Annotated in this window: 16 protein-coding genes; 3 read left to right on the top strand and 13 right to left on the bottom strand. The window is 57.2% G+C overall.

Annotated features, from left to right (window positions below; translation table 11 throughout):
* Position 1: 1 nt before the first annotated feature.
* The 10 genes from VQ830_RS17035 to VQ830_RS16990 form a co-directional block, all read right to left on the bottom strand.
* Positions 2–1,558 (bottom strand): formate dehydrogenase beta subunit, encoded by a 1,557-nt coding sequence (locus VQ830_RS17035; RefSeq protein ID WP_337269335.1) that lies wholly within the window; start codon positions 1,556–1,558, stop codon positions 2–4.
* Entirely contained in the window at positions 1,555–2,034 is a 480-nt protein-coding gene (locus VQ830_RS17030; RefSeq protein WP_337269334.1) for a formate dehydrogenase subunit gamma, read from the bottom strand. The genes VQ830_RS17035 and VQ830_RS17030 overlap by 4 nt, the downstream gene beginning before the upstream one ends.
* A gap of 127 nt (positions 2,035–2,161) precedes the next feature.
* On the bottom strand, positions 2,162–3,097 hold the full coding sequence (locus VQ830_RS17025; protein ID WP_337269333.1) for a LysR family transcriptional regulator: 936 nt from the start codon (positions 3,095–3,097) through the stop codon (positions 2,162–2,164).
* Between the two features lie 62 nt (positions 3,098–3,159).
* On the bottom strand, positions 3,160–3,501 hold the full coding sequence (locus VQ830_RS17020) for an ArsR/SmtB family transcription factor (protein ID WP_337269332.1): 342 nt from the start codon (positions 3,499–3,501) through the stop codon (positions 3,160–3,162).
* 201 nt (positions 3,502–3,702) lie between these two features.
* The gene (locus VQ830_RS17015) at positions 3,703–4,473 is read right to left on the bottom strand and encodes an SDR family NAD(P)-dependent oxidoreductase (RefSeq protein WP_337269331.1); all 771 of its coding nucleotides are present in this window, start codon (positions 4,471–4,473) and stop codon (positions 3,703–3,705) included.
* A 136-nt stretch (positions 4,474–4,609) separates the two neighbouring features.
* Positions 4,610–5,089, bottom strand: a complete 480-nt coding sequence (locus VQ830_RS17010; RefSeq protein WP_337269413.1) for a chemotaxis protein CheW — start codon at positions 5,087–5,089, stop codon at positions 4,610–4,612.
* 163 nt (positions 5,090–5,252) lie between these two features.
* Positions 5,253–6,191: an arginase gene (gene rocF, locus VQ830_RS17005; protein ID WP_337269330.1), complete on the bottom strand. Its 939-nt coding sequence runs from the start codon at positions 6,189–6,191 to the stop codon at positions 5,253–5,255.
* Between the two features lie 73 nt (positions 6,192–6,264).
* Positions 6,265–12,675, bottom strand: coding sequence for a translocation/assembly module TamB domain-containing protein (locus tag VQ830_RS17000; protein WP_337269329.1), 6,411 nt, complete (start codon positions 12,673–12,675; stop codon positions 6,265–6,267).
* Positions 12,676–12,735: 60 nt separating this feature from the next.
* A complete protein-coding gene (locus tag VQ830_RS16995) occupies positions 12,736–14,658 on the bottom strand; it encodes an autotransporter assembly complex protein TamA (protein ID WP_337269328.1) in 1,923 nt (640 codons plus the stop codon).
* A 156-nt stretch (positions 14,659–14,814) separates the two neighbouring features.
* Complete coding sequence (locus tag VQ830_RS16990; RefSeq protein WP_337269327.1) at positions 14,815–15,081, bottom strand: YMGG-like glycine zipper-containing protein; 267 nt, start codon at positions 15,079–15,081, stop codon at positions 14,815–14,817.
* Between the two features lie 321 nt (positions 15,082–15,402).
* Between VQ830_RS16990 and hemA the strand changes: the two genes are divergently transcribed.
* Complete coding sequence (gene hemA, locus VQ830_RS16985; protein ID WP_337269412.1) at positions 15,403–16,617, top strand: 5-aminolevulinate synthase; 1,215 nt, start codon at positions 15,403–15,405, stop codon at positions 16,615–16,617.
* A 169-nt stretch (positions 16,618–16,786) separates the two neighbouring features.
* On the opposite strand, the gene dxr is transcribed toward hemA, so the two are convergent.
* Complete coding sequence (gene dxr / locus VQ830_RS16980) at positions 16,787–17,980, bottom strand: 1-deoxy-D-xylulose-5-phosphate reductoisomerase (RefSeq protein ID WP_337269411.1); 1,194 nt, start codon at positions 17,978–17,980, stop codon at positions 16,787–16,789.
* Between the two features lie 572 nt (positions 17,981–18,552).
* On the opposite strand from dxr, the gene VQ830_RS16975 reads away from it, so the two are divergent.
* Positions 18,553–19,011: a hypothetical protein gene (locus tag VQ830_RS16975; protein WP_337269326.1), complete on the top strand. Its 459-nt coding sequence runs from the start codon at positions 18,553–18,555 to the stop codon at positions 19,009–19,011.
* A gap of 57 nt (positions 19,012–19,068) precedes the next feature.
* On the opposite strand, the gene VQ830_RS16970 is transcribed toward VQ830_RS16975, so the two are convergent.
* Entirely contained in the window at positions 19,069–19,221 is a 153-nt protein-coding gene (locus VQ830_RS16970) for a hypothetical protein (protein ID WP_337269325.1), read from the bottom strand.
* A 337-nt stretch (positions 19,222–19,558) separates the two neighbouring features.
* On the opposite strand from VQ830_RS16970, the gene VQ830_RS16965 reads away from it, so the two are divergent.
* Complete coding sequence (locus tag VQ830_RS16965) at positions 19,559–20,722, top strand: integrase core domain-containing protein (protein WP_337269324.1); 1,164 nt, start codon at positions 19,559–19,561, stop codon at positions 20,720–20,722.
* Between the two features lie 483 nt (positions 20,723–21,205).
* Here VQ830_RS16965 and VQ830_RS16960 read toward each other — a convergent pair whose 3' ends face one another.
* The gene (locus VQ830_RS16960; RefSeq protein WP_337269323.1) at positions 21,206–22,369 is read right to left on the bottom strand and encodes a M20 aminoacylase family protein; all 1,164 of its coding nucleotides are present in this window, start codon (positions 22,367–22,369) and stop codon (positions 21,206–21,208) included.
* Between the last annotated feature and the right edge of the window lie 110 nt (positions 22,370–22,479).

The following is a 22,479-nucleotide window of genomic DNA, read 5'->3' as shown; positions in this document are numbered from 1 at the left end:
GTTACTCCGCTGCTTCGATAAGAGGGGTCGGCGCGAAATCCTGCGGGAAATGGCGCATGGCGCTCAGCACCGGATAGGGCGTGAAACCACCCAATGCGCAAAGCGAGCCGAATTTCATCGTGTTACAGAGGTCGGTCAAAAGGGCGAGATTCTTTTCGGTCTCTACGCCCTTTGCGATCTTGTCCGCAACTTCCACGCCGCGCGTTGAGCCGATGCGGCATGGGGTACATTTGCCGCAGCTTTCCGCCGCGCAGAACTCCATGGCGAAGCGTGCCTGCTTCAGCATGTCGGCACTGTCGTCGAACACGACGATGCCGGCATGACCGATCAGACCATCACGTGCGGCAAAAGCTTCATAGTCGAAGACCGTGTCAAAGAGGGAGGGCGGGAAATAAGCACCGAGAGGCCCGCCGACCTGCACCGCCTTGACTGGCCTTCCCGTGATTGTTCCTCCGCCAATTTCCTCGATCAACTGGTGGAGCGTCAGACCGAAGGCGGTTTCGTAAAGACCGCCATGCTTCACATTGCCGGCGATCTGAATGGGGATCGTGCCATGAGAACGTCCAACGCCGTAATTGCGATAGAAGGCTGGGCCCTTATCGAGGATCACCGGAACCGAGGTCAGCGACATTACATTATTGACCACGGTCGGCAGGCCGAACAGACCTTGCAGGGCTGGCAAAGGAGGCTTGGCGCGTACCGTCCCTCGCTTGCCCTCCAAGCTGTTCAGCAGCGAGGTCTCTTCGCCACAGACATAGGCGCCGGCCCCAGCGCGCACTTCCATGTCGAACGAATATCCCGAGCCAAGGACAGACGGTCCAAGTAGGCCGGCTTGACGCGCTACAGCGACGGCCTTTTCCATGACGGCAATGGCATGCGGATATTCCGAGCGGGTGTAGACGTAACCTCGTGTCGCACCCACTGCGATGCCGGCAATAATCATACCCTCGATGAGGAGAAACGGATCGCCTTCCATCATCATGCGGTCGGCGAATGTGCCGGAATCGCCCTCGTCGGCATTGCAAACGATATACTTCTGGTCTGCCTTGGCGTCAGCCACTGTCTTCCATTTGATGCCGGTTGGGAAACCGGCGCCGCCGCGTCCGCGTAGTCCGCTCTCCGTGACTTGAGCAACAATCTCGGCCGATGTCAGAGAAACGGCTTTCTCAAGCCCTTTCAGGCCGCCGTGTTGGCGATACTCTTCAAGCGATAAAGGGTCGATGATCCCGCATCGCGCAAATGTGAGGCGCGTCTGACCTTTCAGAAACGGGATTTCTTCTGTCAAGCCAAGACAGAGCGGATGAGTGTTTCCATCGGTGAAGCCAGCTTCGAAAAGGCTTGCGACATCACTTGGCTTGACTGGACCGAATGCAACACGGCCCTTTGGCGTTACAACTTCCACCAGAGGTTCCAGCCACAGCATGCCGCGCGAGCCATTCCTGATGATCTCGACATCGAGACCGCGCGCCTCGGCCTGCTTTGCGATCTCGGCCGCGACCTTGTCAGCACCGACGGCAAGGGCTGCCGCGTCGGCCGGAACATATAGACGAACACTCATCGGCGGGTCTCCTCGATGAGTTCGGCCAGACAGTGCTCATCCAAACGGCCATGGAGATTACCATCCAGCATGGCGGCTGGCGCAGAGGCGCAAAGACCAAGACAGAAAACCGGTTCAAGCGTAACCGCTCCATCCGCGCTGGTCTCGTGCCAGTCGAGGCCAAGCATCTCTTTGGCTTTTTCGGCAAGCGCGTCGCAGCCCATCGATTGGCACGCCTCTGCACGACAGAGCTTCAAAACATGTCTGCCGGCGGGATGGCTGCGAAAGTCGTGATAAAAGCTAACGACACCGTGCACTTCTGCACGCGAAAGATTGAGAGCTTCGCCGATCAGAACCTTCGCGCTCTCTGGAACGAAGCCGAACTCGGCCTGGATGCGATGGAGTATTGGCAACATCGGACCTTCGAGCGATCGACAGTCCTCGATGATCTCATGGATCTTGGCCGCCTCATCGAGGGCGGCAGCGCGAATATTCATAAGTCAGTCCTCCCAAACCGACCGGTTGCTACGGATCGAAGCACGCGCAAGCAGACAATCGTGTCGCTTGGCAAGCCAGCCGGTCGATTCAACCAGATGATGGAGGAAGCATGCGAAGGGCGCACGTCTAGGTCAATATCGGGCTTCCGTGGGGTGATAGGATTTTTCTATCAAAGGCGGAAGTGGCGGCGCTGGCTCGTGCTTCATGCAGAAGTGCCGAGACCAATGGGGTGTAGGGCTCGCGGTGCGTCGCAACCAGTCCGACCAGATGTTCAGCCACCGGCTCGACAATCGGTATCATCCGAATTTCTTCCGTGAATCCAAAGGATTCGGCGACATTCTTCGGCATGATCGAGGCCCATTGACCTGTGCGGATATGGGAAAAAAGCACGATCATGGAGTTCGATTCCAAGGTCGGCTTTACCGATACGCCCGCCTCCTTCATGTGGCCATTGATGATCCGCCGGTTCTGCATATCGGGCGTTAATAGACAAAGCCGAAGATCGGCAACCTCACGCCAGGTGACCTCCTGCCGATCGGCGAGTGGCGTGCCCGCGGCGGTGATAAGATGATATCGCTCGAAATAAAGCGGTACGCTGGTCACGCGGCCGAGCGGTTCATTGTCCAGGTAGGTGATGCCGGCGTCGATGTCGAGATCTTCTAGCTGGCTCAGCACCTGAAGCGAGGTTCTCGATGTCACCGAGAAGGTGACGTTGGGATGTCGGGCCTGGAACGGCTCTGTCAACCGTGGCACCATGGAGAGCGAGGTGGGAATGACGGCAAGCCTGATGTGGCCAACCAATCCCTTCCTGGCTGCTCGCATTTCCTCGCGCATGGTTCTTGCATCGCCGACGATACGGCGCGCCCACTCAAGAACGCGCTGGCCCTCCGGCGTCAGCCCCTGAAAACGCGAGCCGCGCACGACGAGGATGACTCCGAGCTGCTCTTCGAGTTGACGAATCGCGGCCGACAAAGTTGGCTGCGAAATCCCAAGCTCTTCTGCTGCTCGGCCGAAATGGGATGCGCGGGTCAGCGCAATGAAGAATTCAAGCTTGTCGATCATGGCAGTCTCTCATGAAGCTGCCACTCTAGCATCATTTGAAGGTTCCTGGCCAAGGGCAGACGTCAGGCGTTGTCCTGCGAGGGCAGCATCCCGAACAAGGATTTGAGAAAGAGCTGCGTTCCCGGCTTGCTGATGCTGTAGTAAATCTGCCTTCCGTCGCGTCTCGTATGGACAAGGCCATCATTTCTGAGACGGGCAAGTTGTTGGGACACGATCGCCTGCTGAAGACCAAGGAGCTCTTCAAGCTCGCTAACTGTTTTTTCCCTTTCGGACAAAATGCAGAGGATCAGCAGCCGTGTTTGATGACCGACGGATTTCAGCAGCGCGCTTGCCGCGCGCGCCTTCCAAGCCGCTGAATCGCTCTTTTGATCGGCGATTTCAGGGATCGAAGTTGAAGTTAACATTGTTCCTCCCCAGGCATGTCATAATATAGACCGAATATAGCATGCCCGAACGGGCAAGCTTAGCTAAATTTGTAGGAATAAATCTTTTACCTCTACTTCCCTCAATCTTTCACCTTCCTGCGAATGCATCCCCAAAAATCGCAGAAGATGTTCCGCGGCTCTACTTTTCAACACGGTAGATGGCGCTTCTTGCCGGAACCATCAGCAGATCAACTGGCCGCCGTTGATTTCGAGGATTTGCCCTGTGATATAGCCGGATAAGGATGGGGCCGCCAAGAAGAGATAAGCGGGTGCGCAGTCTTGCGGAGTGCCGAGCCGCTGCAATGGGATCGCCTTTCGGGTCTGCTCCAGCTTTTCAGCCGATGAGTAGCGCTTGTGGAAGTCGGTTGCGATCGTTCCGGGAGACACGCAATTGACGCGAATACCATCCGGCGCAAGCTCGCGCGCGAGAGCTTTGGAATAGGTCGACACGAAGGCTTTGGAAGCCGAATAAATAGCTGATCCTGGGCTTCCGCCAGTAAGCGCCGAAATGGAGACGGTATTGATGATGGCGGCGTTATTTGCGGCGCGCAGGAGCGGCAGAAGACCGCGCGTTACCTCGACGACTGACGTCTGATTAAGTTGCACAACGTTCCGATAGTCTTCATCCGTCAATCCGGCAGCCGGATAGCGGCCAAGCATTGAGCCTGCGTTATTGACAAGCACGTCGACGCTTTTGAAGTGTCCTGCAACTGCGTCGATAAAGGCCTTTGTTCCGGCAGATGAACTGAAATCGCCTGGAATGAGGATTGCCTTGCCGTCAGCTTGGGCGGTTTTAATGAGATTGGGGACGGGGCGTTCCTGGTCTCGTCCAGTGTGCACGATGATCGTTGCGCCATGTTTCAGAAAAAGCTCTGCGACCTCCAGCCCGATGCCTCTTCCTGCACCGGTTACGACGACATTGCAGCCCTCAAAAAGGTCGCGCTGAAACATGTATTCCTCCCTGTGTTCATGGCGGGAAGTTATAGGGCAAATTATCGCAAGAAAACAGAAAAGCGGCCCGCGGGCCGCCTCCATTCTTTAAAGCTGTGAAGTCTTTCCGAAGACCCTAACGGATACGGGAGGTCGATCAAGCAGCGATGAGATCGTCCGCTTCAGTGCCCTTGAACATTTTCGAGAGGTTGAGGAAGCAGATCATGCCGTTTTCGGAGGCAATGATCCCTTCGCAATAGGCGCGGTCGAAGGAGGCCGTTACTTCCGGTACAGGCTGAACCTGATCGGCAGAAATCGTGAGGATGTCGGATACTCGATCAACGACCATGCCGACGACCATGTTATGAACTTCGGCAACAACGATCGCGCTGCGCTCGTTGGCGACAGAACTGGTCATGCCGAGTTTGTAAGCGAGATCGATAATCGGGATTACCGTGCCGCGAAGGTTCATAACGCCGACCACGTCAGGCGGAGAGTGCGGGATCGGTGTGGAAGGCGCCCAGCCGCGGATTTCGCGGATCGTTGTCGTCTTCACACAAAACTCCTGTTCATGCAGGCGAAAGGCAATGATTTCGATCGCATCGCCGCTAAAGTTTTTGGAGTTTACATTCGCCATCATTTTCTTTTTCCCTCGCCGCCGGCTGGCCCCGAAAACGGGTCTTAATCGCCTGATTCCGTAATCTTCATGGCACGATACGCGAACTTTATTTCTTAAAGCTAAATGAGCCCGATAAAATCAGGTGATTATCTGCAAAATGCAGGAAGCTACCTGTTCGTGCTCAGGCGGCGCGGGTCGGGCGATCGAAGATGCGCCGTCCAAACAGGCTTGCCGTCAACTCGACCAGGATTCGCGCGCTCTTGCCGCGGTCGTCGAGGAAGGGATTGAGTTCGACAATATCCAGTGACGATACGAGGCCGCTGTCCGATAGCATCTCCATAACGAGGTGTGCTTCGCGAAGCGTCGCACCTCCAGGAACAGTCGTGCCTACGCCAGGGGCGATATCGGGATCCAGAAAGTCGACATCGAGACTGACGTGTAAAAGCCCGTTAGCCTCTTTGATCTCGGAAAGGATCTGCTTCATGATCGCTGCCACGCCCATTTCATCAATGGCGCGCATGTCGAAGACGTTGACGCCGTGCTCGGCGATTTCGTCGCGCTCGTGGGCATCGACAGATCTTATGCCGACCTGGAAGACCTTTTTCGGATCAACAAAGGGGCGGTCGGCCGGAAGAATGCCGTCAAGCTTCGCATAGCCGCAAACGAACGAGACAGGCATGCCATGGATATTGCCGGACGGCGAGGTTTGCGTCGAATTGAAATCGGAATGCGCATCCAGCCAGAGAACGAAAAGCGGCCTTCCAATTGCGGCGGCATGACGGGCCATAGCCGAAACGCTGCCCATCGACAGGCTGTGGTCTCCCCCAAGGATCAGTGGAAAGCGTCCCGACGCGGCGATCTCGTAGACACCAGCTTCGATGGCCCGCGTGAACGCGCCGACGACCTTGAGATTATGAGCATTGGCATGGTCTGGAAGGTCTTCTGCCGGAAAAACTCTGAGATCGCCCGCATCGTCGACATCATGGCCCAATTCCGCCAGTACCCGGCCTACGCCTGCAATGCGCAGCGCCTTGGGACCCATGGACGCGCCTTGTCTGCCGGAGCCTTCCTCCAGGGGTGCGCCGATCAGCGTTACCGACTGGGCTTTAATTGTCTGCATGATCTGTTCCTAGGGTTCGCGAAGCGACTGCCGTCAACGCTCACTCTGCTCATAAGCCTTGTCTTAGAGGAGCTCAATATTCGTGCTCGTAGACGACACCGGCTTCGCCAGATCCTGCGCCGCCTGCACCGGCACGCAGCTTCACGCCGCGACCGACATCCAGATTGATGACCGCCTTCGGCCCATCTTCACCCTGCTTCAGCTCGAAGTAGGTTTTTTCGTTGATGTAGCGGCCAACGCTGACGCTGGTACGGCCTTGAGCGTCGGTACTCACATCGAGATCGTCGACGCCCAATTGGTTGCGTAGACCCTCGAATAGCGATGTAGAGCGGCCGCCAGCAAGCTGGCTGACGGCATCTGCAAGCTGGGCGATCTGCACAGGTGAAAGCTTGGACATCGACTGTCCGAAAATCAGCTGCGCAAGCACTTCATCCTGCGGTAAGGCGGGAGAGGACGAGAAAGTAATGTCGGGATCGGTCGCAACACCTGCAACATCGACCGTCAATGTTGTCGATCCCGACGTGGAGCTCGCTTCCATGTTGAGCGCCGGCGTCAAATCGCCGGCAAACGTGATGCGGCTCTTGTCCGTAAAGTCGAGACGCCGGTTCAAAATGGTAAGGCGTCCGCGCCGCATGGTGAATCCACCCGTCACTTCAGGAGCAGCCGCAGTTCCTTTGACGCCAATCCTGCCACCAAGTTCAGCGTCAATCCCGCGACCACGCACGAAGATCTGCGAAGGGGCATCCAGCGTGATGTCGAGATTGATGGTTGAAGATTTGCCGCGCGGGGCGACCGGCTGCATATCCTTGAGCTGTGCGCGGACTGCTGTCGGTGCATCGACATGCTTGATCCTGATTTTCTGAAGCGAGCTCGGAAGCTTCGCCGGCACCGTAATCGATGCTTTTTCGAGCCTTAGTTGGCCGCTCAAGGTGGGCGTTGATGTCACCTGGCCTTTGAGGCCAAGCGTTCCATCGATCGTTGCAACGACCAAGGTGCCGTCGACATAAACGGCTCGATCAAGCTTGACCTGTATATCCGCAGGAAACCCGCCGGCCGGGTCTATCCCCACGGTGCCGGATGCTGAAATTGAACCGCCGCCACCAACCTGTCCTGACAGACGCGTGATTGTTGCCTGCCGCCCATTGAAGTCGATATTGGCCTGTACGTTATTGATCGCGAGATTTCGCCGGACATCAACAAATTTCGCGCCGCTTGTCGACAGATTGCCGTTGATCACGGGTGCGCTGGCAGTACCGGCAATCTTCAGATCGACGCGCGCGGTTCCGGTTGCGCTAAACCCCTGCGCTGAGAGTTGCGCGCCCAAAAGGCCGAACGGCAAACTGCCATTAAAATTGAGATCAAGCGGGCGCGCGCCGGCAAGCCCCACATTTCCGCCGCCTTTGAGAGTAAGCCCACCGCCACCGGAAAGATTGGTGTTGAATGTCAGCCGGCCGTTGGCAAGCTTTCCGTCGGCCGCCACCGTCAGGTTCTGCAGGCCGGCGCTCTTGGTCTGGCTCGTTCCGGCATTCTTCCACGTCAGCCGAAATTCGCCATTCGGCGTCGGCAATTTTCCGTTTGCCGTCGCGGAGCCGGAAATAACGCCTTGTGCGCCGATATTGGGGACAAAGGCATTGGCGATGCCGGCCGGCACATTGGCGAGATCGGCTTTGAGGTCCAAGGTCTTGGCGCTATCGCCGGTGAGGCCGTAACTGCCGTTAGCCTTCAGGGAGACGTTGCTTCCGCTCAGGCCCGCATTGAAATCAAGCTTGCCGCCCTTGATCGTCCCCTTAGCCGTGGCTGATAGAGGACCAATTGCGGCCGCCTTCGTCTGCTGCGTTCTTGCATCCTTCCAGGCTAGGTCAAAATCGACGTCAGGAACGGGCAAAGTGCCATTTGCAGAAACTTTTCCAGAAATGACGCCGTCTGCGTCCAGTCCAGGAAGGAAGCCGTTGGCCAGTTTTGCCGGTACATTTACGATCGTCGCGTTTGCCTTGATAGCCTTTGCTTCAGTGCCGGCAATCATCACGGTTCCATCACCGTTGATCGCCAGGCCACCGCCTGAAAGGGCGGTGCGGAACTCCAACTGGCCTTTCTCAAGTCTGCCGCTAGCGTTGACGCTAAGACCGCTCAAGCCGGCCTTCTTGATCTGCGCGATTGCGGCATTCTTCCAGTCCAAATTGAAGTCGACCACTGGCTGATCGGGCGAACCTGATGTCTTGGCCGAGCCGGTGATCAGACCCTCCGCTTCAAGCCCCGGCACGAAGCCATTGGCGATGCTGGCCGGTACGCCGGCGATATCGGCATTGATCTTGAGATCGCCGATGGCATTGCCGTTGAGCGAGACATTGCCGTCCGCTTTCAGGAGGCTACGACTTTCATCCGAAAGATCGGCGTTGAAGGCAATGGCGCTGTCGGCGAAGGTCCCCTTTGACTTCAGCGTCAGTGTCGAAAGGCCAGCGGTCTTGGTTTGCGCCGTGGATGCGCCGTCCCAGTTCAAAGTAAAGTCAATCGCTGGTTTCGGCAATGAGCCTGCAACCTTGGCCGTTGCAGAGATCGTTCCCTTCGCGTCGAGATCTGGACGGAAGGAGTTCAGAAGGCTGGCCGGAACAGCCTTCAGGTCGGCATTGGCTTGAAGATCGCGAATGGTCGTCCCTTCCAGATGCGCGGTTCCGGATGCAGTCAACTGCGTTGCGCTTCCGTCTGTCGCGCTTGTGTCAAATTGCAAGGCGCCATTTGCGAGATGAGCGGTCGTCTTGGCTTCGAGTGGCGCAAGGTGAGCTGCTCTCGTTTGGTTCGTTGCCGCATTGCTCCAGCTCATGTCGAGATCGGCAGTTGGTTGTTCCAGCGTGCCCGATGCGACGAGCGTTCCAGACAGCATCCCGGCGGCATCAAGATTGGGGACGAATCCATTGGCCAGCGCGGCTGGAATGCGGTCAAGACGCGCATTGACGTTCATCGCCGCGATGGCAGTCCCATTGAGCTGCAGACGCGCGTCCGCATTTGCACCAGCGCCGTCGGCGAGGGCGATTTTGGCCGACGCGTCCAGTTTTTCATCGGCAAAATTGCCTTTTGCCGTAACGGTCGTTCCAGAGAGTTTAGCAGCGCGTGTCTGCCTTGTGGCGGCGTCGGTCCAGATCAGATCGAAGTTCGCCGCGGGACGCGGTAGTTTACCTTTCGCCTGTAAAGAGCCGGAGATCAGGCCACTGGCGTCGATGTCGGGCACAAAAGGATTGACGAGTGAAGCCGGCACTTTGGCAAGCTTTGCATTGACATCCAAGAGTTGCGCCGATGAGCCGGCGAGGGAATAGCTGCCGTCAGCGGAAAGGGACAGTCCGTCCTTGCCAGCGGCCTGCGCCTTGAAAGACAGGACATTGTTTTCAAGCCGGCCGGTCGACGTCAGGTTCAACTTGGCAAGCGAGGCGGCCTTGGTCTGCCTCGTTGCTGCATCTTTCAAAGCAAGGTCGAAGTCGACGACAGGCGCTGAAAGCTTGCCTGTCGCCTTTGCCTTGCCGGACAATGCGCCTTCAGCATCGAGGTTGGGTACGAAACCGTTGGCAAGTTCGGCTGGCACGTTCACGATATCTGCCGTCGCATTGAGATTGCCTGCATTGGCTCCCGCGATGTCGTATGTGCCGGCAGCCTTTAAAGACAGGGTTTTTCCGCCTACGGCGGATGCGGTAAAGGTCAACTGGTTGCCGGTGAGCTTGCCATCGGTCCCGATAGCGAGCGGTGCAAGACCGGCCATTCTGGTTTGGTTTGTCGCTGCATCCTTCCAGGCAAGCTTGAAATCACCGACGGGCGCCTTTGCCTCGCCTGTGACATCAACCGTGCCGGAAACGATGCCCTCCGCTGCCAGATCCCGAACAAAGTTGTTGGCAAGGCTCGCCGGCAAGTTCTTGATGTCGGCGTGCAGTTCCAACGCCTTGCCCGCAGAACCGCTGAGGTCGATCGATCCGTTGCCTGTTTTGAGGGTCAAACGATCGAGACGCAGGCCATCCTGGCCAATCGTGGCATGAGCCGGGTTCGCAAGTTCGATCGGGATGCCACGCGGGCGGGCGCTCAACGTTTCGAGCGTAACGAGCGTTTCCGGACCGGTCCGCAATGCGCCGACCAACGAAACGGGCGCCTCGTCATAAGTGCCGTTCAGTTTGAAACTGGTCTGATCGCCAGATTGATCCAACGTCACTACCGGCTGAACCAGTTTGCTGGCCGGATTGGCAATCTCATCGGCCTTGATGACGCCCTTTGCCGCTAGCGCTTTCAAATCGCTGACGGCTAAAGCGATGTCCGGCTTGGCGATCGATATCGCTCCTGCCTGCAAGCGTTCGCCATTTGCCTTGACGTCCAGCATCGTCTTGCCGGACGCGCTCGCGATATCGATGGCGCCCTTAAGATCGCCGGCAGCCTCTTGCCCCGCCAAAGCTGCCATGAGGCCAATATCGGGTAAGTCGAAGGAGAAGGATCCTTTCGGCAGGAATGCGGTATCGAAAGAAAGCTCGCCGGTCAGCTTGTTACTTCCAACCGTGGCATCGATTTTCGGCACTGCGACCAAACCGTCAGCCAGGCTGGCATTTGCATTGATGGCGATCGGCTGATTGTCGATTGTGCCATTGGCGGTGAGGTTTGCCGCCGCCCCCTTCGGCTCGGTGTTTCCGTTAAGGCTGAGCTGCAATCCTTTCACCGGGCGGCCCGCCATCTCCAGCACGTCCGCCTTCATGTTGGCCGTCAGTGCGAGGTTTGTGAGCAGTCCCTTGGCGGACACGTCGTAATCGACTCCGCCCTTGGTATTGGCGAGCACTTTGCCAAGGTCGTTCAGGCGCCCGGTCAGGGCTGCATCGAGCGTCTGATCGTCCAGCGAAAGATTGCCCGCTGCCTGGACGAGATCGGAATTCAGCCGGAAATTCGTGAGGGCGATCTTGGACGGCAAGGTGCCTGAAATCTGGCTTTCTACGGTGAGCGGCCCTGTCAGGCGCGTTGCCAGTGCTGGTGGCAGTCCGCCTGGATCGACACTGATCTGGGTATTGCCTGTCACGACGCTGGTGGCACGCTGATAGGCGCCGTTGAGTTTTGCGTGACTGGTGCCGGTATCGAGCGTCGTCCCATTAAAGCCGATGGCGTCAGGCGATATTTGCAGCGTCGTGCCCAAATTCAGCGAGCCTTGGAGAAGGCGATTGACGTCGGCGTTCTTGATGTCGGCATCGCTGACAACCAGGCGAACCTGAACCGCTCCGGACTGGGACGCCAGATTGAAACTGTCGCTTTTCAAGGTGAGCTTCGTGCTCGCGATATTCGCCTGTGGAAGGGTCGCGGAATCGAGCGACACGTTCCCGGTCAGACGGGAAGCCTTAGCGTCGCCCGTCAGGGCAAGGTTGATGCCGGAGATCATGAGGCGTGCTTCGCCTTCAGCCAACGGCCAACGGAAATCGACCGGGCCGGCTGTTCCGAGCACATTGGCATTCAGGCTGTTCTTACCGCGTGGGTCGATGGTGCCCGAAGCCGCGATGACCACGCTTCCGGTGGCAATATTGCCGGTCTGGATGTCAATCTTGCCCTGGTTATCGAATGCCGTCGAGATATCGAGATTCGTCTGGCCGGCGAAGAGCGGCCGGAAGGGCGCAGGCAGCAGCGCGGCAAAATCGCCGCCGCCCTTCAGATCTAGATGGTGAATATTGTCGGCGGCAAGTGTGTGATGCGCATCGATCGCAGCCCTTTCCTGCCCATCGAGGGCTGCCTGCAATCGCCCGCGCCAGTCCGAAATCGGTCCCTCGCCGTGCAAGTCGAGCTTGACGGCAGGTTCGCCTGGCAGGGCAAGAAACCCTGCAACGAGGCCGCCCTTTGGTTCGCTCAATTCGGCATTGAGCTGCAGACGGTTTTCCGATGGTCTGTAGGCGAGATCGGCTGTCAGCTTTGCGTCCGCAACAGCTTGCCGATTGACCTGGATAAAGGCGTTGCCGCCCTCACTGTCAGCGGCGAGATTGCCTTGAGCAGCTAGCGCAAAGGCTCGGCCAGTGACGGCTTGCGCCAGGCGTATATCGGGCAAGGAGATGTGATCGACCGCAATGCGCAGAGGCAGCGAAAAGCCGCCGCCGTCCTCTTGCTGGGGCTTCGGCAGCGTTCGGATCGGCGGGCGCATATAATCTATCGATGCCACTTCCACATTGGTGGCGTGAAACCGCGCGCTGAGGAGTGCCGTCGGATTCCAATCAATCGATAGGCCTTTGAGCTCTGCGTAAACTCCACGCGTATCGGACAGCAAAATGCGGGAGGACCTCAGTCCGCCTGTCAACAAGGCGCTCGGATCCTCGATGCGAACAGTCATGTCGCGGTTTGAAATGGCAGCGGCTACGCGCTCGGTGACAATGCGTGCACCGAAGTTTGTAAAGCCCAGCACGCCCAACAGGATCAGTACGAGGACCAGGACGGTGCCGAAAACCAGGCCCACCGCTCGCGCCAAGGCGCTTAAGATATTTCCGATTCCTGACATGTCGGCCTTGCTATCCCGTTATTGTGGCGGCTTTCCAATCGACGCAAATGCTAAGCGTTATCAGAACGATTGGCCGATGCCGGCATAAATTCCATATTGGGTGCCGCCCTCATATTTGTTCAAGGGCACGGCAAAGTCGAGCCGAAGCGGGCCGAATGGCGTTGCATAGCGCACGCCGATCCCTGCCCCAGCGCGGATATCGCCGAAATCGGGAACGATATCGGCTGCAACCGTCCCAATATCGAAGAAGGGCACGATTCCGATCGTATCCGTAACCTTCAACCGTGCTTCGAACGAGGCGGTGGCGTAGGATTGCCCTCCCGTCTCATCGCCTGCGGCATTGCGCGGTGATATTTCCTGGTAGCCATAGCCGCGCACCGAACCGCCGCCGCCGGCAAAAAAACGGCGGGTGGCGGCGATCGAGCCGATGTCGTCGCCGCCCACCAACGTTCCTCCGGCAAGCTTTGCGGCCAGAACGACACGATCTTCGGCGCCAAGGCCCAGGTAGCCCGTAATCGAGCCTTCAACCGCGCTGTAGATGGTGCCGTTATAGGCCTCGTAGCTAGGCGTCAGTTTTGCCGTTGCGCGATAACCGCTGGTGGGATCAAGCTTGTTGTCCCGGACATCGTGGTCGTAGGTAAGTGGTAGCGCGAACGTCAGATAGGTGTTCTTGCCGAACGCATCATTGTCTTTTTCGTAGCTCGCCTCTGCGCCGCCTGAAACTGTGTCATAGTCGCTCAGTTCGTATGAGAGGCCAACGCCGGCGGTAATCAGAGAAGCCTTATAGGCATCGGGATTTTCCGTTTTTGCCAGGATGCTGGCTTTCAGCGTTGCCGCGGGGAAGAAGGCGCCAGGTTTCGTAAAAGTGATGCCCGCCGAATAGTCGAGATTGCCGATGTCGTTTTCGCCGAGGCGAGAGACCGTGCCTTCGATGCGCAACCCTTCGGCGCCGCCGAACAGGTTGCGATGACCCCAATAGCCGTTGAGGCCGATCCCATCCGTTGTCGAATATTGAGCGCCGACGCCAAAGTAGCGCAGTTTGGCCTCTGAAACTTCGATGGTCATCGGTACGGTGCCATCAGGGGCGAGCGTGTCGGCCTGGTGAATGGCAACGCTCGAGAACACGCCGAGCTGGCGCAAACGCTCGCTTGCCTTCTTCAACTGCTCAGGCGAGTACTGATCGCCCCTATTGATGCGGGAATAGCGCTGGATAAAGGTCGGGCGGACAGTCTTTTCGCCTGTCACCGCAACGTTTCCGATTGGCGCGACCGGACCGCCTTCGACCGAAAGCACCACATTCACGGTATTGGTATCGTGGTTGGCGATAACCTCGCGTTTCGTCAGCTTGGCCAGCGGACGACCTTCCGCCTTCGTGTCTTCCACCAGTTTGTCACCGGCCTTGATGATGACGAGAGAGCCTGCCTCTGCGCCGGCCTTCAGGCCGTAATCAGCAGGGTTGCGTTTGGCTGCATCGCCGCCAAGCTGGACTTCATCGACGTGAAAAACTGGGCCGGGCGCAATGTTGACATCGACCTTGATGGGCTTGGAGCGGTCAAAAACTGGATTTGGCGGAAGAGAATCAAGGTTGCGACCATCGATCAGGATCGTCACGACGCCGCCATAACGCGCTTGTTCATAAAGCGTTGCAATAAGCCGATCGCGGTCGTCGCGTGCCTTGACGACGACGCCAAGATCCCCGGATACTGGCCGTTTCTTATCTGCCTCCAGGAGAGACGCGCCCTCCATCGTCTTCTTCAGATCCTTGTCGTCTCCTTCAGTGGTGACTGTGACATCATAATGAACGGGATCGGGAATTTGCGGGTCGTTGTCTTTGTCACTGCCAAAAATTGTGATGCCGAAAAGCTTGAAGGCGTGCGCTTGCGGAATCAACACAGGAGAGACCGCAGCTGTCACTGCGATAACCAATAAGGAGGTTGCCCGTTGACCAACAACTCTACTCGGGCTGTGCTTCAGTTTTTCCATCCCGCCGCATGGTTATATATTTGACGTTGCCCAGCCGTCGGCGCCCGTAAGCGGCAAATCCCGGCGAAATCATTTAGCCGGTATGGTGAGCTTCATGTCCCTTCCCAGAAGACACCCCCGGTCCGGCCGGGGGCATCCATCGCAATCACAAAGCTCTTAGTAACGGCCCGACGGGCATTGATCAACATAGCGGCGACCGTACCGATCGCGATAATAGCACTGGCCCGGCTGCTCGGAGACCTTACCGATCACCGCGCCCGAAAGACCGCCGATCGCTGCGCCGACTGCTGCGCCACGAACATTGCCCGTTACAGCGCCGCCAATGATACCGCCAGTTGCCGCGCCGATACCGGCACCCTGTTCTGTTGGCGTGCAGCTCGCGATCGAAAGTCCCACGAGCACCAATGCGAATATTTTCTTCATGCCTGTCTCCTAGCTAAGCGCCTTGTGGCGCGGTATCCCTACGGTTTGTCTTTTTCCCCAACCGTATCCCTAAAACTATGTCACAAAAAGGTGCAATCCACTGCAGACCAGTTGATTTTCTTCATCAACCGATTCTTGGCGCTGTCTCAGATGGCTGATTCGCGCCCAAGAACAATGGCGAAGTCGCAGATGGCTTTTTGATTTTGTTTGGAATGGTTCAAAAAAACGCGCGTATTGACGCAGTTGGTGTTAAAGGAGGTCTTAATGGTTGACGTGTTGTCATACGATCCGCAAAAACGGCGTGTGACACTGGAGCATGTGATGAATTTTGAAGCTTTTTTCAAAAGCGAGCTCGAAGGCCTGCACGCCGAAGGCCGCTACCGCGTTTTCGCCGATCTTGAACGGCACCGTGGAAATTTCCCCAAAGCAACGCGTCATACACCCCAGGGGCCGAAAGAAGTTACCGTCTGGTGCTCCAACGATTATCTCGGCATGGGTGAAAATCCCAACGTCGTGGCGGCGATGAAAGAAGCCATCGATCACTGTGGCGCGGGTGCGGGAGGCACCCGGAATATTTCTGGCACGACGCATTACCACGTTCTTCTCGAGCAGGAGCTGGCCGATTTGCATGGCAAGGACGCAGCGCTGATCTTTACCTCGGGCTATGTGTCCAACTGGGCAACGCTCGGAACACTCGGTGCAAAGATCCCTGGCCTCATCATTTTCTCCGACGCGCTCAATCATGCCTCTATGATCGAGGGTATCCGTTATGGAAAATGCGAACGGGTGATCTGGAAGCACAACGACGTGCATGATCTGGAGGCAAAGCTGGCGGCCGCCGATCTGAAGGCACCAAAGTTGATCGCTTTCGAGTCCGTCTATTCGATGGATGGCGATATCGCCCCGATCAATGAGATCTGCGATCTTGCCGACAAATACGGCGCTATGACTTATCTTGATGAGGTTCATGCGGTTGGAATGTATGGTCCGCGCGGCGGCGGAATCGCCGAACGAGAAGGCCTGATGGACCGGCTGACGATTATCGAAGGTACGCTTGGCAAAGCCTTTGGCGTGATGGGCGGCTATATTGCAGCTTCAGCAGCGCTTTGCGACTTCATCCGCTCTTTCGCGTCGGGCTTCATCTTCACGACTGCCTTGCCGCCTGCATTGGCAGCTGGCGCGGTTGCATCGATCCGCCACCTGAAGGCAAGCCCGTTCGAGCGCGCGCGCCATCAAGACAGGGTTCGAAAACTGCGGACGGCTCTCGACCAGTGTGGCATCCCACATATGCCAAATCCTAGCCATATCGTGCCAGTCATGGTCGGCGATGCCGCGAAGTGCAAATGGATTTCAGATCTGCTGCTCGATCATTCCAACATCTACGTGCAGCCGATCAACTATCCGACGGTGCCAAAGAAGACCGAGCGCCTGCGCATTACCCCGACGCCGCTTCACAGCGACGAGGATATTGCACATCTCGTCGATGCGCTGCACTCGCTCTGGTCGCGATGCGCTTTGGCGCGGCACGTGGCGTGAGCTGCATCTGAACATCGGCACTCGTTTCCGCAGCTGAGCATCAGCGGAGCCGCGGTCTCACACGATCCTGTTTGATGTCGGGATTTCCACGCTTGCATCGACCCGAACGCTCGGACGATGCGCGAAAGGCTTGAAGGGCTCGCGTGGCTGATCGGTTAGTGCAAACGACTTAAGTTCGCGCTGAAACCTTTGAAATTTGCTCGCCTGCTTTTCTGCGAGCTTCAGCATCTGCTGCAAAAACCTCTTCAATGTTGGTCGCAGGAGAGTGGCCTGTCATCTTTTCCATGACGGCCTCAACGATATCGGCCATTTGCAGGAAGGTGATGCGCTCTTCCACAAATGCCGAAAAGGCAGTCTCCTCAGCTGCGTTCATGACGGCGCCTTGCAGTCCGCCACGCTCAAGGGCGGTGCGCGCCAAACGAAGGGCTGGAAATCGCTCGGTATCCGGCGCTTCGAAGTCCAGGCGCGCGAGCTTTGCAAAGTCCAGTCGCTCTACGGTGAGATTGGGCCGTAGCGGATAGGTCAGCGCATAGCCGATTGCGGTGCGCATATCGGGTGCGCCGAGCTGCGCCAGCACCGAGCCGTCGCGGTAGCCGACCATGGAATGAATAATGGATTGCGGGTGGACAATGACCTCGATCTGGTCCGGCTCGACATCGAAAAGATGCTTTGCCTCGATCATTTCGAGTGCCTTGTTGAACATTGAGGCGCTGCCGATGGAAATTTTCAGACCCATCGACCAATTGGGGTGCGCGCGCGCCACTTCAACGGTGACACCTGCCATCTCTTCGCGCGTCCAAGTCCGAAACGGGCCACCGGATGCCGTCAGAATGATTCGCTCAAGCGCGTGGCGTTGATCTTCTTCCAAAGCCTGGAAGATAGCGCTGTGTTCGCTGTCGACAGGGATAAGACGCCCACCGCCAGCGTGGACTGCCTGAACAAAGATTTCGCCGGCTGAAACAAGACATTCCTTGTTTGCAAGCGCAATATCGGCGCCTTTGCGCGCTGCGGCGAGGGTCGGCGCAAGCCCGGCCGTACCCACAATACCGGCCATGACCCATTCGGCATCGAGGTCCGCAGCTTCCATGAGGCCGCTTTCGCCGGCTGCGACCGCTATTCCGCTGCCAGACAGCGCATCTTTTAGCGACTGATACCGGTCCGCATCGGCGGTCACCGCAAGTTTGGCGCCGCTCGCCTTCGCCTGCTCGGCAAGCAGTTCGGTATTGCTATTACCAGTCAATGCGAGAACTTCGAAGAATTCCCGGCCGCCGACCTGCTCGATCACATCGAGCGTGTTTTTCCCGATCGATCCGGTCGATCCAAAAACACTCAACTTTCTTGGCTCAATGCCGCCGCTCGCCATACGCGAATTTGCCGTTCCTGTTGTCAATCGCTTGGCTCTATAGGGGAACTCGCATCGCAGCAAGGGCCAAAGCCTGCTCGCAGTTTTTTGAACTGTAGCGGGTTTACACCCTGCGGTCGTGCTGACACCCTTGTCTTTATTGAACCTCAGCTGCCAAGCCGATTCGGCGGAAAGCTGGTTTTAGCGCTCTCGCTTTGACGCTCTCTTATGCCGCCAGCCCAGAGAAAATGCGGACCTTTTTTCCGCATGAGTTTTTGTGCTCGGTATGGCTGAGCATAGGTTTCAGCGGGCGCAGCCGATTTCATCTTGGATGAGCTGCGGCGCCAAATTTAGAGACAACGCCGGTGTTGGGAGGAACGGGCGTTTAAACTGAAACAGGGCAACCTATGAATTGTTTAAGACAACCGGCAGTCCTCTTATGCCTTACTTTCATCTGCTCGCCGGCAAATGCGGAAGGCCTTATCATTTGGCGACCCGTGAAGCTTTCAGACCAGTCTTACAAGACGAGCATGGGTTTCACGCTCCCGATGACGTGGGAGCCGAGCGCTGGGCTCGATCTCGGAATTTCTGCTGTGAAGGGCAAGGTATTGCCGCCTGATTCGCAGCAGGCGATGCTTTGGGCGAGCTTGAGAAGATCCGATAAAGGCTTTGCTGAAACTGTCGAAACCAAGGCCGATATGCGTGTCAGTACGTTACAGGGGTCTGCTGCCTTGATGCTCAGCCGATCTCGGACTTGGATATTCTCCGACTCATTGGACATTGCCTCAACAAAATCGGTGTCCCTGGATTACAGCGGTGAGCAACAGACTGGTGCAATGATTGCAGCGCAGTCACTTACGTTTACGCAGCCGTGGACGAAAACATCACTGACCGCTGGCGCCAACTTCTCGGATTATGATCAAAGCCTGTCTTCGAGCCTATCGCTCAATCAGGCTATTACGCCCAACCTTAATTTGAACGCTAATGTTGCGAACCCATTTTCTACCGACCGTAGCGGCAGTGTACGGGTCGATTACAACATTCGCTGGTAACAGATCGGTCTGTCACCGCGTTAACTCAAGTTGGTCAGAGACCCACTAGGATTTGGATCAGCCTGCAAAGCGCTCGTTCAGGAACGTGTTTGTCGTGATACGATGGGTCTTCTGTGTCGTTACCGGGTCGGAGCTGCGCTCCATGACACCGACGGCGGCTCCGGCAGAGACGATAGTTGCAAGGGCGATGATTGCTAATGTCTTGCGCATGGCGATAACTCCTTCGCTTCAAAAACGCGCTTGACTTCTTTCGGTTCCATCGCGCGCGACTGTCCACGAATCATCAGGTAGATGTGAATTTGAAGGAGGAGGCGTGAGCCGGCCAAGGCTGACATGTCCGCACGCATTGGATCAGTGCGAAAGCAACAACGACAAACACGTCCGCAAAACAGCGGATTTCACCTGCCTGTCAGGGTCAATGTGTCATCATGTTTTTGCTAGGGACATTTGTCCGACCTGAGAGATAGGTGACATTTTGTACCGGAGACATGGGTAACACTTTCCGCTTTTGCGGGAGGTGTTGATGCCGTGGAGATAGACTTCGGTCATGGAAGAACGTCTTCGTTTTGTCGCCCGGCTGCTGGAGGGCGAAGGGATGAGTGAGGTGTGCCGAGATTTCGGCATATCGCGTAAGACTGGCTACAAAATCTTCAATCGCTACAGGCAGGAGGGGCTAGAGGCGCTGACGGACCGCTCGCGGCGTCCGGTGCGCTATGCCAATCAGCTACCTGATCAGATCGAGGCGATGATCATCGGCTCCAAGAAGGAGAAGCCACACTGGGGCGCGCGCAAGATCAGGGAGTTGCTCGTCCGCAAGCTCGCAGGCGACATGCGCATCCCCTCGACCAGCACGGTGCATGCGGTTCTTGATCGCCATGGGTTGGTTGCCCAGGCCCGCAAGCGCTATCGCAACAAGGCCGAGGGCACCGATCTGTCTCAAGCGCTCGCTCCCAACGATCTTTGGTGTGTCGCCTTCAAGGGCGAGTTCAAGCTGGGAGACGGGCGGTATTGTTACCCATTGACGGTGACCGACCAGGTGTCACGCTATCTTCTGGCCTGTGAAACCTTCTCGTCAAACAAGGAGCTTCCCGTCATCGATGCGTTTCGCCGGCTGTTTGCCGAGCGCGGTTTGCCAAACGCAATCCGCAGCGACAACGGCGTGCCCTTCGCAAGCCCAAACGGCCTCTACAATCTCTCGAAGCTCTCCGTCTGGTGGCTCAGGCTCGGCGTCGCCATCGAACGTATCAAGCCCGGCCATCCGCAACAGAACGGCCGGCACGAACGCATGCACCTCACACTGAAGAAGGAAGCCATTCGTCCAGCGGGCATGAACATGCTGCAGCAGCAAGCACGATTCGACGCTTTCGTTCATGAATTCAATACGGAACGACCGCATGAAGCGCTCAGCATGCGGACACCACAAGACATCTACACCGCCTCGACCCGACCCTACCAGGGCCTGCCGCAAGTTGATTATCCGTTCCACGACAGAGATGTGCTGGTCACCTCCTGCGGCCGCATCTGCATGCATCGCAAGAAGATCAACATCTCAGTCGTCATGGCAGGCCAGAAGCTCGGCATCAAGGAAGTCGATGACAGCATTTGGCTTGTCAGCTTCATGCGCTATGATCTGGGATATATCGACTTGGAACAGAGGACTTTCCAAACCATCGACAACCCGTTCGGCACGAGGCTGTCACCCATGTCTTAGGTACACGATGTTACCTATGTCTTCGGTATGGACAAATTCGCAAATGGTGTCCACGAGAGGATTCGAACCTCCGACCCCAGGATTCATACCACTTCGACTTTCGCCGCCGCTCAGCCTGCGCCGGTGGCGTTCGTGGTCTGGACTGTCCCTTCACCATAGGCTTAAAGCCCTTAGGTGCTGCCCATCCAGTCTCTACACCTTCACCAGGTTTCCCTGGAGCTTGGCTCGGGATTGGCATGCTGAAAGTTCAGCGAAGCGTTCCCCGACTTTGAGCAGATCGATTGCGTTGTTTCCAGACGCAACCCCCAATTTCATAGGAATCCTGTGCTCTATCCTGCTGAGCTACGTGGACACTCATTTGCGGGACCGTTCATAGCTCAGCTTCCGGCGCGGGGCAACTATCTTTGGGCGGCGTCGCGACGTGTTTAAAGAGATGCTTTTGCGGTGCTCGATTGAAACGCCGCGGCACTTCGACCTGGCTCTTCAGCCGCCCAACCGGCTTTCGGCAAGACGCACCCAGTAGGAAATCCCATGTGGGATCACCTCATCGTTAAAGTCGTATTTCGCATTGTGGAGCATGGCGCTTTCGCCGTTACCGATGAAAATGAAAGCACCTGGACGGGCGTTTAGCATGTAGGAAAAATCTTCGCCGCCCATCATCGGCGCGACATCGGTATCCACATTGGTCGTCCCGGCAATTTCCGTGGCAGTCGCAATGGTATGTTCCGTTTCCTTGGGATGGTTCACGGTGACCGGATAGTTTCTGTGGAAATTGATATCCACTGTCGCCCCATGACTTTCCGCGATACCCGACACGATTTGCCGGAACCGCTGCTCAGCGGTCTGGCGGACCGACTCGTCAAGCGTGCGGATGGTCCCGGCAATGGTGGCTTCGTCGGGAATGACGTTAAGGGCAGAACCCGCGTTGAACTTGGTAACGGAAACAACCACGGAAGAAAGCGGATCGATCGTGCGAGACGCGATCATCTGCAGGTTTGCGACGATCTGTGCCCCGATCGCAATCGGATCGATCGTGCGATGGGGTGTCGCCGCGTGACCGCCGCGGCCGCGGATGATCACGGTAAATTCATCGGTAGCCGCCATGATTGCTCCGGCGCGGACCGCGAATTGCCCGACCGGGATGCCCGGCATGTTGTGCATGCCGTAGACTTCATCGATGCCGAAGCGTTCCATCAGCCCGTCCTGGACCATGACATTACCGCCGCCGCCGCCTTCCTCCGCAGGCTGGAAGATCACTGCGACAGTTCCGCTGAAATTGCGTGTCTCAGCCAGATATTTGGCTGCGCCCAGCAGCATGGCCGTGTGGCCGTCGTGGCCGCAGGCATGCATTTTGCCCGGGGTCTTGGAAGCATATGGTTTTCCTGTGATTTCCGTCATCGGAAGGGCGTCCATATCCGCACGCAATCCGATGGTCCGGCCGTTGTCTGCCTTCCCTTTGATAATGCCGACGACGCCGGTACGACCGAGGCCCGTCACCACGTCGTCTACTCCGAAGGACTTCAGTTTTTCCACGACGAAGGCCGCCGTTTCTTCGACGTCGAAGAGCAGTTCCGGCCGGGCATGAATGTGGCGGCGCCACTCTGCAACCTCGTCCTGAAGTTCTGCTGCTCTGTTCAAGATCGGCATATTCGCTTCCTGCGCTGATGAAACGTCTGGTGAAAATACTTAACCGAGAGGCTTTGCCATGTCATCGCCATATAGGATACATAGGGGACGCGTTAACGAATTTTCCAAGA

This window comes from Oryzifoliimicrobium ureilyticum (assembly GCF_037199735.1).
Lineage (GTDB): Bacteria > Pseudomonadota > Alphaproteobacteria > Rhizobiales > Rhizobiaceae > Rhizobium > Rhizobium ureilyticus.
This window is presented reverse-complemented; position numbering and strand designations above follow the sequence as displayed.